The sequence below is a fragment of the Roseomonas sp. WA12 genome, from assembly GCF_054165765.1.
The window spans coordinates 182,403-198,136 of record NZ_JBSTUI010000002.1; the positions used below are offsets into that span (position 1 = coordinate 182,403).

Here is a 15,734-nt window from a genome sequence, read left to right on the forward strand (position 1 = left end):
CGTAGTCTCCCCTTTAGGTGGTTAGTGACGGATGATCGGATCGATGGGCCGCTTGCCCAGGGCGCCCAGCACCTCCTCGCACCACGCGGCCATCTGAAGCAGCGCCGCCTCGCCGCGCGGCCGGCCAAGGATCTGCAGCCCCACCGGTAGCCCCGCGGCGGTGAAGCCGCAGGGGATCGAGATTACGGGACAGCCGGTGAGCGAGAGTGTGAAGGTGATGGCAATCCAGTCGATGTAGAACTCGAATTCGTGCGCTCCCAGCCGCTCCACCCTGCGCCACTCCGCCGGGAACGGCGGCATGATGGCGGTGGGACAGAGCAGAAAGTCGTGCGTCTGCAGGAAGTCCATCACCCGCTGGAACATGGCGGCGCGCGCGCTCTCGGCGCGGGCGTAGTCGGCGATGGGCAGTGCCTCCGCGCGTTCCACGCTCGCATGGATTTCCGGGATGACGCGGTCGCCGTGCTGAGCGATCATCGGTGCGAAACCGGCAAGGTGCTTCACGCCGCGGATCGCGTGGAACACGTCGCGGCCCTGCGAAACGTCAGGTGCCGACTGCTCGATCCCGGCTCCGGCCTCGGCAAGGCGGTCCACAGCGGCCTGCACCAGGGCCGCCACCTCGGGGTCCACCGGCGTCACGCCCAGGTCCATGGAAAAGCCGATGCGGCCCGGCTTGCGGGGCGCCGATGCCGCCTGCCCGAAGGTGCCCGGCACGGCTGACGGCAGGCTCAGCGGGTCGGTCCAGACCTCGCCCGCCATGGCATCCAGCATCAGGCCGCAATCGGCGACCGTTCGCGTGATGGGCCCCACCACCGGCAGCATGGAGAAGATCATCCCTCGCCGTGCCCGCGGCACCCGCCCGGGCGAAGGCCGCAGCCCCACCACGGAGCAGAAGGCGGCCGGCAGCCGGATGGAGGCGCCGAGATCGGAGCCGAGCGCCATCCAGGCCTCGCCCGTGGCCAACGAGGCGGCAGCTCCGCCGGAGGATCCGCCCACCGTCAGCCGCGTGTCGAAGGGGTTCCTCGTGGGGCCGAACAGCGCATTGATCGTGCTGGCGTTGAAGCCAAACTCGGGCGAGTTGGACTTGCCGAGGGTGATGCCGCCATTCCCCTCCAGCAGCGCCACCGAGGGGCTGGAGCGCTCGGAGACGTGGTTCTCGAACATTACCGAGCCGCCGAAGGAGTGGCGCACCCCCGCGACCTCGTCCAGGTCCTTGACCGTGACTGGCAGGCCGCCGAGCCAGTTCGGGTCGTCCGCGCGTGCTGGCGCCGCGGCAATGGACTGCGCCGCCGCCCTCGCACGGTCCAGGCACAGGATGGGCACCGCGTTCACCGCCGGCTCGACCTCGGCGATTCGCCCCGCCGCCGCCTCAACCAACTCCGCTGGCGAGATCGCGCGCCGGCGCAGCAGGGCCACGGCTTCGGTCGCGGTAAGGTCGATCAGCGTGCGGTCATACGGCATTTGGAGCCCCCTTTATGGCCGGACCCGGCGAGGGTCCGGCCAGAAGGATGTCCCGCGGCGCGCAAGGCCGCCACCGACGCCTATCGGGACGCCATCCGCGCGCCAGCACGAGGCGCCGGTCATCCGCGCGCCCTCGAACAGGATAGCGCCCATCCCGCCGGCCACATGGTCCACGGGCGTCACGGGGTGTCCCAAGGCCTCCAACGCGTCATGCACCGCCTGTGGGAAGCCGCGCTCCACCTCGGCATCCGGCCCGTGGGTGAAGACGCGCGGCGCTTCCACCGCCTCCTGTAGCCCCATCCCGTGCTCCACCAGGTTCATCACGAACTGGAACACGGCGGAGGGGATGCGGTGCGCGCCGGGAAGGCCGACGGCAAACAGGGGCGCCCCCTCGCGGTAGCCAATCATCGCGGAGATGCCGCTGGTGATCCGCTTGCCGGGCTGCAGGGACAGCGCGTGCCCGGGATGCGGGTCGAACAGGTACATGTAGTTATTCGGGATGATGCCAGTGCCCGGGATCATGATGCGGGCGCCGAACAGGCTGTTGATGGTCTGGGTTGACGTGACGATGTTGCCGTGCCGGTCCGCGATTGTGACATGGGTGGTGTTCGCGGATTCGTTGGTCAGCACACGAGAACGGAAGTCGCCGCTTCGCGCCGGGTCGATCTCCGGCCGGCGAAGCGCGGCATAATCCTTCGAGATCAGCCGGGCGACGGGCACCTCCACGAAGGCTGGGTCGGCCGTGGCGGCGCGGCGGTCGGCGGCCGCGATCTTCAGCGCCTCGAGCACGAGGTGCAGCGTCTGCGCCGTGCCGAAGCCGGAGGCACGGAGGTCGAAGCCCTCCACCAGGTTCAGCATTTGGATCACATGCACGCCGCCCGAACAGGGCGGCGGCGGCCCTACCAGCTCAACGCCCCGATAGGTGCCGCGGACGGGCTCACGCGTCTCGGTCCGGTAGGCTGCGAGATCCACAAGCGTCATGCAGGAGCCCTGGGACTGCAGATGGCTCACGATGAGTCGGCCAAGCCCGCCGCCATACACCGCGTCCGGCCCTTCCGCCCCGATGCGGCGCAGCGTTTCGGCGTAGTCCGGCATCACGAGCCGGCTGCCCTCCGCCAGCGGAGCGCCGCCAGGCAGAAACATGGTGGCCATGCCGGGGTCCAGGGCCAGGTCCATCGCCGCCTCGGCGATGCAGGAGGCGAGATAGGCGGTGACCTGGAAGCCGCGGGAGGCATGGCGGATGGCGGGCTCGAGCACCGTCTCAAGCGGCAGGGTGCCATAGCGTTCCAATGCCTCGCACCAGCCCTTGAGCGTGCCCGGCACCGCCACGGCGCAGGCGCCGCGCCGGTTCGCCCGACCTTCGGTTTCCATGTAATCCGGCCAGGTGTCGGAAACGGGCCGGTACATGTCCGGCCGTGCCGCCGCGGGCGCGGTGGCGAGCCCGTCGAGGACCATCTCTCGCCCGTCGGCCAGCCGGATGAGGGCGACGCCGCCACCAAAGAAGCCGACCATCATCGGCTCCACGACGGTCAGGGTGAACAGCGCGGCGATTGTGGCGTCGATGGCGTTCCCGCCCGCCGCCATCATCTCCGCCGCAGCGGCCGAGGCGAGGGGGTGGTTGGTGACCGCCATCCCGCCCTCGGCCGTGACCGGCGCCTTCTCGGTGGTGAAAGGCGCCCCCGCGCGCCGCCGCCAATCCTCCATCGCGCCTGCCCTTCCCTGATCGGGGAATTATCGCGAGACCGGCGAGACGTAGTCCAATACGCCTTGTCACCGATTTCCATAAGCGGGACGTCTAGGTTGGACGCAGGCGGTAACCGCGGGAATGGCGAATGAAGCGGCGCGCGGCGGCGGACGGGTCGCTCCGCCGGTGCGCCACCGCCAGCTCCGCGGTGATGGCCATCCCCGCCAGCGGGCGGTAGGCGACGCCGGGAAGCTGGATGCAGCTCACGGAACGCGGCACCAGCGCGACCCCAAGCCCCACGGCCGCCATGCTGGCAATGGTCATGAAGTCACGGCCCTGCGGCCCGAGCCGCGGCTGGAAGCCGGCAAGCTGGCAGGCCGCCAATGTATGGCGGTGAAAGCTGACTCCGGCCCCGTGATGGGGCGTGATGAAGGTGTCGGCCGAGAGCGCCTCCAGCGGCACCGCGTCCCGCACCGCCAGCGGATGGCTGGTGGAGAGGGCGATGGACACATGCTCCTGCAGCACGGGGAAGCTGGTCACCCCCAATGGAAGGGAAACAGGGGGGCGGATAAAGGCCACGTCCAGCCGGTCGGCGGCCATTGCCTCTAGCTGCTGCTGCATCGCCATCTCCGTGATGGCCAGCTCCACCTCCGGAAAGGCCTCGCGGAACGCGCCTAGGATGGAGGTCAGCACCCCCGTATAGGCAGCGGAGGCGACATAGCCGATGGCGAGACGCCCGACCTCCCCTCGCCCGGCCCGGCGGGCGGCGAGCACGGCCGCCTCGGCCCGGGCCAGCGTGGAGCGCCCCTCGCCTGCCAACAGTTCCCCGGCCAGTGTCAGGCGCACGGCACGACGGGTGCGGTCCAGCAGTGGCGTGCCGATGATTTCCTCCAGCGACTTGATCTGCTGGCTCAGCCCGGGCTGCGCGATCCCCAGACGCTCGGCTGCCCGGCTGAAATTCAGCTCCTCCGCCACCGCAAGGAAGTAGCGGAGATGGCGCAACTCCAGCCTGGACTGCCGCGTGCTCATTCAGAACTCCCGCTTATGAAGACGCATCGTTCGGCATACTGGATGCCGGGCAGGGTGCCGTCCATCTTAGGATCGCCCACTGGGGAACTCCGATGGATCACCAGGCCGACGACCGTCTGCTCCTGCCTCACAGTGCCCATTGGGGCGCATTCCGGGCACGCTGGGACGGCTCGCGCGTGACGGTTGTGCCGCACCCGGCCGATCCCGCGCCTTCCCCCATCCTCGGCAACTTCACGGACAGCCTTCGCCATCGCGCGCGCATCGCCCGCCCGGCGGTCCGGCGCGGCTGGCTGGAGCAGGGCCCCGGCGCGACTGACCGCCGCGGGCGAGAGGATTTTGTCACCCCGCCCTGGGACGAGGTTCTGGATCGCCTGGCCGCGGAGCTGCGGCGAGTGAAGGACGCGCACGGGGCAAAGGGGGTTTTCGGCGGCTCCTACGGCTGGTCCTCCGCCGGCCGCTTCCACCACGCGCAGAGCCAGATTCACCGCTTCCTCAACGTCGCGCTCGGTGGCTACGTGCGCTCGGTCAACTCGTACAGCGCGGGTGCTTCGCAGGTGATCCTGCCGCATATCATGGGATCGCTGGAAACGCTGTTCCGCCGCAACGTGACCTGGGAGCAGGTGGAACAGGAAACCGAGCTGCTGCTCTGCTTCGGCGGGATGGCGCTGAAGAACTCGATGATCGCCAGTGGCGGCGTCAGCCGCCATGTGGAGCCTGGCGCCATCGCCCGCGCCAGGGCACGGGGCGCTCGTTTCGTCCTCGTCAGCCCGTTGCGCGATGACCTACCGCCCCAGGCGGAGGCAGAGTGGTGGCCGATCACCATCGGCACCGATGTCGCGCTGATGTTGGCCCTCTGCCACACGCTGGCGACCGAGGATCTGCACGACCGCGCATTCCTGAAAAGCCATTGCGTCGGTTACCCCTCCTTCGAACGCTATCTCCTCGGCGTGGAGGACGGGCAGCCGAAGGACGCCGCCTGGGCCGGCGCGATCTGCGGCATGGAGGCCTCGCGTATCATCGTTTTGGCGCGGGATCTGGCTGCGAAGCGCAGCCTCATCACCGTCGCCCACGGACTGCAGCGCGCAGAGCACGGGGAGCAGCCGGTCTGGGCGGCTGCGGCTCTGGCCGCCATGCTCGGGCAGATCGGCCTGCCCGGTGGGGGTTACAGCTACGCCATGGGCGCCATGGGCCATTACGGCCGGCGCCCGAACGCCGTGCCCGTCCCGACGATGCCGCAGGGCAGGAATGGCGTGCTCGCCTTCATCCCTGTGGCGCGGATCAGCGACATGCTGCTGAACCCTGGCACACCCTTCGACTACAACGGTCAACGCCTGACCTATCCCGACGTCCGGCTGGTTTACTGGGCCGGCGGAAACCCCTTCCACCACCACCAGGACCTGAATCGGCTGCGCGAGGCGTTCGCGCGACTGGACACGCTGGTGGTCCACGAGACCGCCTGGACCGCAACCGCCCGCCACGCCGACATCGTCCTGCCATGCACCATGACGCTCGAGCGCGACGACATCGGTGCTGCCGGCACGGACCCGCTGATGCACGCGATGCACGCCATTGCCCCGCCTTTCGCCGAGGCGCGGGACGACTTCGCCATCTTTGCCGCGTTGGCCGCGCGGATGGGCGTGGAAGACGCCTTCACTGAGGGGCGAGATGCCGCGGGTTGGTTGCGCCACCTCTACGAGCAGACGCGCGCGGTCCTTGCCGCAAGGGACATCGATGCTCCCTCTTTCGAAGAGTTCTGGGACCGGGGCGAGCTGCTGTTGCCCTCCGTCCCGGACGATGGCGGCCCCCTGCGCGCGTTCCGCCAGGACCCCCTTGCAAAGCCGCTACCGACACCGAGTGGGAGGATCGAGATCTTTTCCGAGGTCGTCGCCGGCTTCGCCTACCCGGAGTGCCCGGGCCATCCGGTCTGGCTACCCTCCACCGAGCAGCCGGATGCGCGTTTCCCGCTGCAGGTCATCGCCAACCAGCCGGCGACGCGCCTGCACAGCCAGCTCGATTTCGCGGCCCACAGCCAGGCCGGCAAGTCGGCTGGGCGGGAAGTGGCGCGGTTGAACCCGGCGGATGCGGCAGCGCGTGGCATCGCGGAGGGCGACGTGATCCGCCTGTTCAACGACCGCGGCGCCCTCCTCGCGGCCGCAGCCCTCTCCCAGGATGTCGCGAGCGGCGTCGTGCAGATCGCGACCGGCGCTTGGTACGATCCCCTCCCCAGCGACGAGCCGCGCCCGGCATGTGTACACGGCAACCCGAACGTGCTGACACGGGATCTCGGTACGTCACATATCGCGCAGGGGAGCTGTGGCCAGACGACAGTGGCGCAAGCCGCGCGGCATGAGGGCCCGCTACCGCCGATCCGGGCCTTCGACCCGCCCCATGGCGCCTGACACTCCGGTGCCCACGCCCGCATCCGTTGGACCCGGCGCGACCGGGCCGGAGCGCCCGGGCAGCGGGCCGCTCGCAGGCATTCGCATCCTGGACCTCACCACCGTCGTGATGGGCCCTTACGCGACCTCTGTTCTTGGCGACCTTGGCGCCGACGTGATCAAGATTGAGGCCCCTGGCGGCGACCCCATCCGAAAAGTCGGCCCCAGCCGCAGCGGCGAGATGGGGGCGATGTTCCTCCATGCGAACCGCAGCAAGCGCTCGATCGTGCTGGATCTGAAGACGGAACACGGGCGCGACGCGCTGCGCTGCCTCGCAAAGACCGCCGACGTGCTAGTGCACAACCTGCGCCCACGCGCGATGGACCGTCTGGGCCTTGGCTATGCAGCATTCGCCGCAACGCATCCTCGCCTCGTCTACGCCAGCGCCTGCGGCTACGGGCAGGATGGCCCTTATGCCGACCGCCCGGCCTATGACGACCTCGTGCAGGGCGCCTGCGGCATACCTGCCCTGATGGCCAGAAGCGGCGACGGGCAGCCACGCTATGCACCCGTCAACATCGCCGATCGCGCGGTCGGCTTACACCTCGCCATCGCCATACTGGCCGCCCTGCGCCACCGCGACACGACCGGGCGGGGCCAAAGCGTGGAAGTCCCGATGTTCGAGACGATGGCGAGCTTCGTGCTCGGAGACCATCTCGGCGGGCTGACACATGTGCCGCCCCTGGACGAGGGCGGCTATGCGCGGCTGCTCGCGCCGATGCGGCGCCCCTATGCCACCGCTGACGGCCGTCTCTGCGTCCTAATCTACGACGACCGGCACTGGCAGGCCTTCCTGCGCATCGCTAGTATTAACGGATTGGAGGACGACCCACGGTTCAAGACCCAGCAAGGGCGGAACCAGAATGCCACTCCATTCCATGAAGCTGTAGCCCGGGTGCTGGCGGCACGGAGCACCGCGGAGTGGATGAAGCAGTTGGGTGATGCGGATGTCCCCTTCGCCCCGATGCATGACCTCCAGAGCCTCCTCCGTGATCCTCATCTCGAGGCGGTCGGCTTCTTCGAGATTACCCATCATCCGAGTGAAGGGTCTATTCGGAGCCCTCGCGTGCCCACGCGCTGGAGCGACTCTCAGCCATCCCCCTGCCGTTCCGCGCCCTCCCTTGGCCAACACACACAAGAGGTGCTTGCGAGAGTTGGACTGGAACCGGGCGAAAGAAGTCGTTGTCTCACACTACGCGCCGATACTTAAGGTACATCTGGGATGCTGTCAGCGGGGGATGCGGCGCCGTCTTAGCGTTGCTGCCGACCGACCCAGAGAAGGTTCGCGCCCAGTTCCTACCGCTGCGGGCGAGGGGATTCGAAATGTGGGCCCCAAGCCTTCACCGCTGCTCATCGAGCACATGCCGGCACTCGCAGGCATGACTGTGACTGGTCCGAACGGCTTCACCTGCTCGATCGTGACCACCCCATCCCGCGCCAGTTAGAGTCCGGCGACGAGGGTGCTCACATAGGCTGTTCGTAGACGGAGCGCACGGTCAGGTGCATGCGCCGGGGACTGTGGCATGCAGCGCTCCAGCGCCAATGCGGTCGAGTGCTGCTTGAGCAGCTCGGCGATGCGCCGGCGGGCATCCAAACACCACCCGTCCGAGCTGCGGCCGCGCCGCGCGCCAGTCGGCCCCGGCTCGCATGCGGGCGAGCTCGTCGAGGAGCTCGAGCCGGCGCTCAGCAGCGACCCTCGCGTCCTCGGCCTCCGCCGGGCTCGTGGGCGCGAGCAGCTGGGCTTTGAGCAGCAGGAGCTGGCTCGCCATGACCAGCCAGTCGCCGCGACGCTCCAGCGGGATCCGCCCTCCCCCGTCCTCGATGGCGGCGACCAGCTGATCGGTCAGGCTCAGGATCGAGAGACCCCCGAGGTCGACCCGCTGGCGCCGCACCATCTCCAGCAGGAAGTCGAGCGGCCCCTCAAAGCCCTCCACGCTCAGCCTCGGCGTGGCATGGGTCAGCTGGGACTGCGCTGCCCTCCCCTCCCCTTCCCAGATCTCAGGCTCTGCGAGGGCCGGGAGCTCAGCCACCGCGGCGCACCCCGACTCGCGGCTCATCTTTCCGCCCGACCCTCTCCCGTGCGGGTACCCGGCTGTCCTGCTCCGCCGTCTCGTCCCGTGCCGAGCCGGGAAGGTGCGGCTGCAGCTCGAGGGAGAGATCGGGCCAGGCGCGGCGGAGGCGCAGGATGGCGGCCCAGGGCGACCAGTCGGCCGACCAGAACCCGATCCGCAGCTGCCCCATCTTTCTCTTCCGCCCGTCCAGCGTGCTCGGCAGCGCCTCGACGTGCCGGAGCGGACGGGTCACGCCCCAGTGGCTGCGGAGCCAGTCCCGACTCACGGCCTCCTCCGGTCCGAGAGCGAGGACGGAGGGCGGCACTGGCAGGAGCCGGTGCAGGTCAAAGGGACAGCGCCGGTCGGTGGTCAGCCGGGCCAGCGCCGCCTGATGGTTGGCGGCCGCGGCGTCCCGCAGCCTCCGGGCGAGGATCTTGGCGCCGGAGAGGCTGATGGCGCGCACACCGTCCTGGGGTCCGGCCATGGGCAGCAGGAACTCCTCCTCCAGCGAGGCAAGGTCCAGAGCCCAGGGGATCACGCCTGAGCCGGCCGCGGCCTGGCGGAACGCCTCCACGCGTTCCGAGGGCCCGCCGGCAGTCACGACATTCCACAACCAGTCCACTGGCACCGGTGTGGGCTGCCAGAGGGGCGACGCGGGGTCTCTCGGCTCCGGCGCGACGGTGGCGCTCTCATCGCTTGGCATGGGGCACATGCGCTTCTAGGAAGCCCTGATGCTTTTCAAACCGGCCGCCCCCACGAAGGACCCTCTGGATACGCTGGAGATCCAGGTCAGCAAGGAGGGCGCGGGCCGGAACAACTGGCGCTGGTCGATCTGGCGCGGGTCGACGCTGGTCTCGCGCGCGCCGCAGGGCTTTGCGGGTGCTGAGGCCGCATATGAGGACGGACGCCGCGTCCTGAACCGCTGACCAGCGCGCCCTCTAACGAGGGCCCGCTCCGGCCGCCGAACCTCCCTCACAGGTCGAGCAGCCGTGCCTGTACCGTCAACTTGCTGGCCCCAGGGCAACGAGGTTGACTGGTCGGCAGCGGGAGTAGGGGTGATCAAGCCGGCGCGGTGACCCCGCTGATGTCGGCCCAGATCTCGAACGCGCGCGCCCGTGCAGCGCGGTACTCGCTAGCAGCGACGTGGTCGCGGCGGAGATGAAAGAGGTTGTTGATCCCGTCATGGGCAGAGAGGAAGCGCTGTGCCTGGCTTGCTGACTTGAACCGCTTCATCTGCCGTTCCCGACGTCGCGTCGGCTGATGTGAGTTCTCGGCCCGGTTATTGAGCGCCTCATGCTGGCGGTGCTCCACAGCAGGCATCACGTCCTTCTTCGCCGCGCTTTAGCTCACCAGCTTGTCGGTGATCATGACCCGCGGTGGCCGCATCTGCCGCACCAACAGCTTCCTGAGTACCCGCTTGGCAGCTTGCTTATCGCGCCTTCTCTGCACCAGCACGTCAAGCACCATCCCGGTCTGGTCGACGGCGCGCCAAAGCCAATGCGTCACGCCGTTGATCTTGAGGACGACCTCGTCCAGGTGCCACTTGTCGCCGGCCCGAGGCAGCCGGCGCCGGATCTGATTGGCGAAAGCCTGGCCGAACTTGCGGCCCCACTGTCGCAGTGTTTCGTGACTGACCACGATGCCGCGGAAGGCCAGCATGTCCTCGACCATCCGCAAGCCGAGCAGGAAACGTAGATACAGCCACACTGCTTAACTGATGATCTCAGCCGGGAAACGATACCCAGCAAAGCTAGGGCAGGTGGCGGAGGCGTTCATCCCGCCCGACTAACCGGCGGTACGCGGCTCGAGCAAGCTGGTGGCCGGCCAAATAGACGGTGCCCTCCGCCAGCAGGAGAGCGAGGCCGAGCAGCTCGCCCCGGATTGTTCCTAACCTCGAGGCCGTCTACGTTGCTCACCCGTCAGGGACCACCCTTCCCTCCCCCTTTCTCCAGGAGCGGAGCCCGCCCCCGCCGTGATCAGCCTGCCGCAAGCCAGCGTGCGAAAAACCAATGATCGCACCTGTTCATCGCGCAACGGAAGGGACACGTGAATTAGTGCCGGCCGATGGTGCCGGTGGCCGATCCTGCAGGACGTCCGCCGACCCGGGCCGCCGGCCGCCGAACGGCGAGGATGGAGGTTCTGGTGCCGCTAGATTTCCTCAACAGGCTGCCAACAACACTGCCGCCCGATTTCCAACAAAACCTGTAGGTCCGCCAGCAGCGACGAGGCCCCACCGAGAGACGCGAAGCACCTCGGGTAGCTGCCATAGACATCGACCGGACCGAGGCGAGCCAGGCTTCTACTCCCCTGGCCGGGGCCAGTTCCAGGAGCCTGGGACCACCGCGGACCGTGTGGGAACATAAGTTCCCCCTTCCGGTCCTGGAGACGCCGAAAAACGAACGTCTGCAGGGCCGGACCGGTTCGCCTCCCGCTCGGACCGTGCGCTTAGACTGGCAGAGAGATTGTGTTGTCTCACGATTAAGTACGCTGCGGACGCAACAGTCCAAGGTTTTCGCGCAGCGTCATACCCGCATAATCCCGCCGGAAAAGCCCACGCTCCTGAAGGATGGGCACGACGAGATTCACAAAGTCCTCAAACCCTGCGTGGAACCAGGGCGGCATCACGTTGAAACCGTCGGCTGCGCCACTCAGGAACCATTCCTCCAGAGTGTCGGCGACTCGTTCTGCCGATCCACACAGCACCCAATGCCCGCGCGCCGCAGCGGTGAGATTGTAGACGTCGCGGAGCGTCATTCCCTCCCGTCTTGCCTTGCTCAGCATCACGCCTGCGAAGCTGTGATAGGTATCGGGCAGCTGTACGTCCGGTACCGGTCCGTCCAGGTCGTAGGTGCTCATATCTATGCCAAAGCGGTCGCTCAAAAGCTGCCGCGCATTGTCGCCGTCAACGAGGTCCTGCAGCACGGCAAGCTTTTCAAAAGCCTCCTTGTCCGTGCGCCCCACCACCGGCATGACACCGGGCAGGATGGTTACGTCCTCTGGCCGACGGCCCAGCGCCGGCAGGCGCGCCTTGAGGGCCGCGTACTGAGCGCGTGCCTCGTCAACATCCTGCACGACGGAGAAGACGACATCTGCGGTGGCCGCCGCCAGGGCGTGTCCGGGCTCCGACCCACCGGCCTGCAACACCACCGGATGCCCCTGTGGCGAGCGTCCGATGTTCAGCGGGCCCTTCACCTTGAAATGCGGCCCCTCATGGTCCAGCGACCGCAGCTTTGCCGGATCGATATAGAGACCCGTGCTGCGGTTCGCCACTACGGCATCATCCGCCCAGCAGTCCCACAACCCCCTGACAACTTGCAAGAATTCCCCTGCAATGGCGTAGCGCTCCCCATGGTTTGGATGCAGCTTGCCGAAGTTCGGCCCTGCGGCCGGGCTGGCGCCCGTCACCGCATTCCAGGCCGCGCGGCCGCCACTGATGTGGTCGAGCGAGGCGAAGGCACGGGCAACTGTAAAAGGATCGCTGTAGGTTGTGGCAACCGTCGCGCCCAGTCCGATATGGCGGGTGCTAGCCGCAAGGGCCGCGAGCATCGTCAGCGGCTCCAGCCGCAGCGTGTAGGAAGGATGCGCGGCTGGGTCGGCGTAAAGGTTGTCGCCCATAAAGATCATGTCGAAACGGGCGCGCTCGGCAGTCTCGGCAATCTCGCGCAGCGCCGCCATGTCCTGGAAGCTGTCCACCGCGCCCGGCATGCGCCAGCCCGCGACGTGGCTGCCTGTCCCTAACAGGAACAGGCCGAGATGCATCAGTCTCGTCATCGCCAGAAGATCACTTTCCGCTCGATCCAACCGATCAGTCCGAAGAAGGTCAGGCTAATGGCAGAGGCCACGAAGATGGCGGACCAGACCTGCACAAAATCGATCTGCACCACCGCCTGATAGATGATCCAGCCCAGCCCGCTCTGAGCACCCAGCATCTCGGTCACGATAGCAACGATGAGGCTGCGCACAGTCGCGACGCGCATCCCTGCCGCGATCAGCGGCATGGCCGCCGGAAGCCGCAGTCGCCAGAGCACAGAGGCCTGCCCGGCGCCGAAGCTTCGCAGCAGATCTACCGAGCGCCGGTCCACCCGGTCAAAACCTGCCAGCGCGCTTAGGAAGACAGTGAACCCCACCGCCAAAGTGACCATCACGATCTTGGAGGAGATGCCGATGCCGAACCAAAGCAGCACCAGCGGTGAATAAGCTGCGACCGGGACGGAGTTCACCGCCATCACCGCCGGCAGCACCGCCACACGGCACCAGGGCAGCACGATGATGCCGACGGCAAGCGCGATCCCAATGAGGCAGCCGAGGCTATACCCGATCAGCGCCTCCAGCAGAGTCGTCGCACCGCCAGCGAGGAGGTTAGCTCGCTGCACCCAAAGACTGAGCATGATCTCGCTGACTGCGGGCAAGGTGTAGGAAGGCAACGCGAAACCGCGTGCGGCGCCCTCCCACAACAGGATTAGGAGTACGGCGCCCAATACACCGCGCATGGCGCTGCGGCTCACCCCTCTGCCCCCCAAAAAACCAGCCAGCGTTCTGCCAGCGCGACCAGCGCGTAGAGGCCGGTACCTAGCAGGGCGGCGCAGAGAATAGCCGCCCACAGCACCGTCACCTGTTCCGTGTACATGGCCTGGAGCAGGATGACGCCCAGGCCTGTCGTGTCCCCAAACCACTCGCCCACGATCGCGCCGACGAGGCTAAGCGACGCACCGAGGCGAAGCGCGACAAAAATCTGCGGCAGGGCGGTGGGCAGCAAAAGCTGGAAAAGGATCTGTCGGCCATTGGCGCCGAAGCTGCGAAGCAGGTCCACTTGCCGCGGATCCACCGACTGCAGCCCTAGGAGCGTATTCACTGTCACCGGGAAGAAGGTCAGATAAAAGGCTATCACTGCCTTCGCGAGCAGCGTGTTCCCGAACCACAGCACCACAAGCGCACCGAACGCGATGACCGGAATTGTTTGTGAGACAACGAAGATAGGGAAAAGCATGTCCCTCAGCACCGATAGGCGCAGGAATAGCACCCCGTTCAGCATCCCAACGAGCACACCGGCCGAGAAGCCGATCAACGTCTCGGCCAATGTCCGCAGGAAGCCGGCGACATAGGCCTCCGGCGCCTCCGCGATCGTTGCGAGGATCGCGCTCAGTCGAGGCAGGTAGTCCGGGCGAATGTTGAAGGCCAGCACCGCACCTTCCCACACGGCAGCGGCGAGTGCTAGCCCCAGCAGGAGCCGCCCGAAGCCGTGCAGGGCCGGCATTATCCGACGCCAGCCCCAACCAGCTCGCAAAGGAACCGTGGCGCTCAAGCCATGCGGTCCGCGACGGGGATCGCAGCCAGGAAGCTTCCTTCATAGGCTTTGGCGAGGTCGATTGGCTGCTTGATCACCTCGTTCTCTCGCAGGAAGTCGTAGGCAGAGCGGATTGCCGCCTCGTCGATCCAGAACAGGCCCTGTTGCGCGGCCGCACCCGCCGTCATGAGCTTACCGGCTTCGACCAGCATGAACTCCTGGTGCGCCCGGCTGAGCGACGGTGCTGCGGCCATCACCGTATCCACGCCCAGCTTCTGGTCCTGAAGAGCATCCCGCCAACCCTTGATGGAGGCGCGCAGGAAGCCGCGCACCATCTCCGGCTTCTGCCGCGCGGTCGTCTCGCTCACGATGAGCGTGTCGCGGGGAAAGGTGATGCCCTCATCCTCAGCCACAAAGGTGCGCAGCTTCTCGCGCCCGACGCGGGTCATCAGCGTGTAGAACTCGTTGTACTTGGTGGCGGTCACCACATCCACCTGCCCATCTACGAAGGGCGTCACCGAGACTTGCTGCGGCTGCATGGTGAAGTCGCCCGGCTTCAGCCCGGCCTTGGCCAGCATGCCCAGCAGCACGTAATTCGCGCCAGTGTACCAGGTAGTGATGGTTTTGCCTCTGAAGTCCTGCAGCGTCCGGATCGGGCCATCCGCACGGGCAACGAAGAAGAACGGCGTCTGCTGATGCGAAACGCCGACGCAAACCACCGGCAGGTTCTTCTCACGCGCAGCAAAGACGCTATCTGTGCCGCCCGAAAGGCCGAAGGTGTCGGCGCCCGTGGCGACTAGGTTCTCCGTCAGCAGGTTCGGCCCACCCGGGTTGATCGTCAGGTCGATCCCCTCGGCTTCGTAGTAGCCGCGCGCCTTGGCCAGGTAGAAGCCGGCGAACTGCGTCTGCGCTAGCCACTTCAGGCGCAACGTTGCCTTCTGCGTGCCCTGGGCACGGGAAATGGCGGGAAGAATGGCCGGCGTCGCGACGGCCGCGGCGAGAAGAGTGCGCCTTTGCATGGGTCGGGGCTCCTTGGCGGTTGCTAGTGGCGGTAGGTCGGATCGGCGCGGTCGAGCTGGCGAAGCAGGGCCGGCCACTCCCGCTCCCCGGGCACCAGGATGTCGCCCTGCTGTTCCCAGAACTGGCGCGCTGCCTTCTCGCAGACATCATGCGAAGGGATCATCAGCCGCGCCCCGGCGGCCGCGGCGGCCTGCATGTCCAGCTGGATGCGCGCCGCCCGCTCGAAATAGTAGAGCAGCATGAAAGCCTCGCCCGGCGTGCGCCCGGTGGTAAGGATGCCGTGGTTGCGCATTAGCATCACCTTGCTGCTGCCGAGGTCGCGCACCAGCCGCGTCTGCTCGTCCAGGTCGATAGCCACGCCCTCGTAGTCGTGGAATGACTGGCGGCGATAGAAGCGCATGGCGAACTGGCTGAGCGGCAGCAGCCCCTCTTCCTGCCCGGAGACGGCAAGGCTCGCATCCGAATGCGTGTGCAGTACGCAGGCTGCGTCGTGGCTGGCCTTGTGGATCGCCGCATGGATCACGAAGGCCGCGACATTTACATCATGCGGCGTGTCGTCGATCTTCCGCCCCTGCGTGTCGATCTTCACGAGGTCGGAGCCGGTGATCTCCTCAAAAAGCAGGCCGTAGGGATTGATGAGGAACTGGTCCTCCCGCCCCGGCACGCGTAACGAAATGTGATTATAGATCATGTCGTCCAGGCCCAGCCGCGCCACGAGGCGGTAGCAGGCCGCGAGCGCCGTGCGGGCCTCGCGTTCGGCGTCGTCCATG

General features: G+C 67.4%; 13 protein-coding genes and 1 pseudogene. 3 read left to right on the forward strand and 11 right to left on the reverse strand.

All coding sequences use genetic code 11. The features are described from left to right. Positions 1-21: 21 nt before the first annotated feature. The 3 genes from ACVBD7_RS23335 to ACVBD7_RS23345 all read right to left on the reverse strand — a co-directional run bounded on the left by ACVBD7_RS23335 (position 22) and on the right by ACVBD7_RS23345 (position 4,171). On the reverse strand, positions 22-1,458 hold the full coding sequence (locus ACVBD7_RS23335) for an amidase (protein WP_458097900.1): 1,437 nt from the start codon (positions 1,456-1,458) through the stop codon (positions 22-24). Between the two features lie 12 nt (positions 1,459-1,470). Further along, positions 1,471-3,162 carry a gamma-glutamyltransferase gene (gene ggt / locus ACVBD7_RS23340; protein WP_458097901.1) on the reverse strand — a complete coding sequence of 564 codons (1,692 nt, stop codon included), beginning with the start codon at positions 3,160-3,162 and terminating at the stop codon, positions 1,471-1,473. A 91-nt stretch (positions 3,163-3,253) separates the two neighbouring features. Next, positions 3,254-4,171 (reverse strand): LysR substrate-binding domain-containing protein, encoded by a 918-nt coding sequence (locus tag ACVBD7_RS23345; protein ID WP_458097902.1) that lies wholly within the window; start codon positions 4,169-4,171, stop codon positions 3,254-3,256. A gap of 92 nt (positions 4,172-4,263) precedes the next feature. On the opposite strand from ACVBD7_RS23345, the gene ACVBD7_RS23350 reads away from it, so the two are divergent. Together ACVBD7_RS23350 and ACVBD7_RS23355 are read left to right on the forward strand one after the other, a co-directional pair. Beyond that, positions 4,264-6,570: a molybdopterin-dependent oxidoreductase gene (locus tag ACVBD7_RS23350; RefSeq protein ID WP_458097903.1), complete on the forward strand. Its 2,307-nt coding sequence runs from the start codon at positions 4,264-4,266 to the stop codon at positions 6,568-6,570. Beyond that, positions 6,560-7,819, forward strand: a complete 1,260-nt coding sequence (locus ACVBD7_RS23355; RefSeq protein WP_458097904.1) for a CaiB/BaiF CoA transferase family protein — start codon at positions 6,560-6,562, stop codon at positions 7,817-7,819. Before ACVBD7_RS23350 ends, ACVBD7_RS23355 begins: the two co-directional genes overlap by 11 nt. Positions 7,820-8,105: 286 nt before the next feature. Here ACVBD7_RS23355 and ACVBD7_RS23360 read toward each other — a convergent pair whose 3' ends face one another. Then, entirely contained in the window at positions 8,106-8,639 is a 534-nt protein-coding gene (locus ACVBD7_RS23360; protein ID WP_458097905.1) for a segregation/condensation protein A, read from the reverse strand. Further along, positions 8,632-9,363: a hypothetical protein gene (locus ACVBD7_RS23365; protein WP_458097906.1), complete on the reverse strand. Its 732-nt coding sequence runs from the start codon at positions 9,361-9,363 to the stop codon at positions 8,632-8,634. Before ACVBD7_RS23365 ends, ACVBD7_RS23360 begins: the two co-directional genes overlap by 8 nt. Before the next feature lie 28 nt (positions 9,364-9,391). On the opposite strand from ACVBD7_RS23365, the gene ACVBD7_RS23370 reads away from it, so the two are divergent. Further along, complete coding sequence (locus tag ACVBD7_RS23370) at positions 9,392-9,586, forward strand: hypothetical protein (protein ID WP_458097907.1); 195 nt, start codon at positions 9,392-9,394, stop codon at positions 9,584-9,586. Between the two features lie 133 nt (positions 9,587-9,719). Here the strand turns inward: ACVBD7_RS23370 and ACVBD7_RS23375 are convergent. The 6 genes and pseudogenes from ACVBD7_RS23375 to ACVBD7_RS23400 all read right to left on the reverse strand — a co-directional run bounded on the left by ACVBD7_RS23375 (position 9,720) and on the right by ACVBD7_RS23400 (position 15,733). Beyond that, positions 9,720-10,367 (reverse strand): annotated as a pseudogene (locus ACVBD7_RS23375) (IS6 family transposase). A 771-nt stretch (positions 10,368-11,138) separates the two neighbouring features. Further along, entirely contained in the window at positions 11,139-12,419 is a 1,281-nt protein-coding gene (locus ACVBD7_RS23380) for an LLM class flavin-dependent oxidoreductase (protein WP_458097908.1), read from the reverse strand. A gap of 8 nt (positions 12,420-12,427) precedes the next feature. Further along, positions 12,428-13,165 carry an ABC transporter permease gene (locus ACVBD7_RS23385; protein WP_458097909.1) on the reverse strand — a complete coding sequence of 246 codons (738 nt, stop codon included), beginning with the start codon at positions 13,163-13,165 and terminating at the stop codon, positions 12,428-12,430. Beyond that, complete coding sequence (locus tag ACVBD7_RS23390) at positions 13,162-13,914, reverse strand: ABC transporter permease (RefSeq protein WP_458097910.1); 753 nt, start codon at positions 13,912-13,914, stop codon at positions 13,162-13,164. Before ACVBD7_RS23390 ends, ACVBD7_RS23385 begins: the two co-directional genes overlap by 4 nt. A 44-nt stretch (positions 13,915-13,958) precedes the next feature. Beyond that, positions 13,959-14,963: an ABC transporter substrate-binding protein gene (locus ACVBD7_RS23395; protein WP_458097911.1), complete on the reverse strand. Its 1,005-nt coding sequence runs from the start codon at positions 14,961-14,963 to the stop codon at positions 13,959-13,961. A 23-nt stretch (positions 14,964-14,986) separates the two neighbouring features. Then, positions 14,987-15,733 (reverse strand): class II aldolase/adducin family protein, encoded by a 747-nt coding sequence (locus ACVBD7_RS23400; protein ID WP_458097912.1) that lies wholly within the window; start codon positions 15,731-15,733, stop codon positions 14,987-14,989. Position 15,734 lies beyond the last annotated feature (1 nt).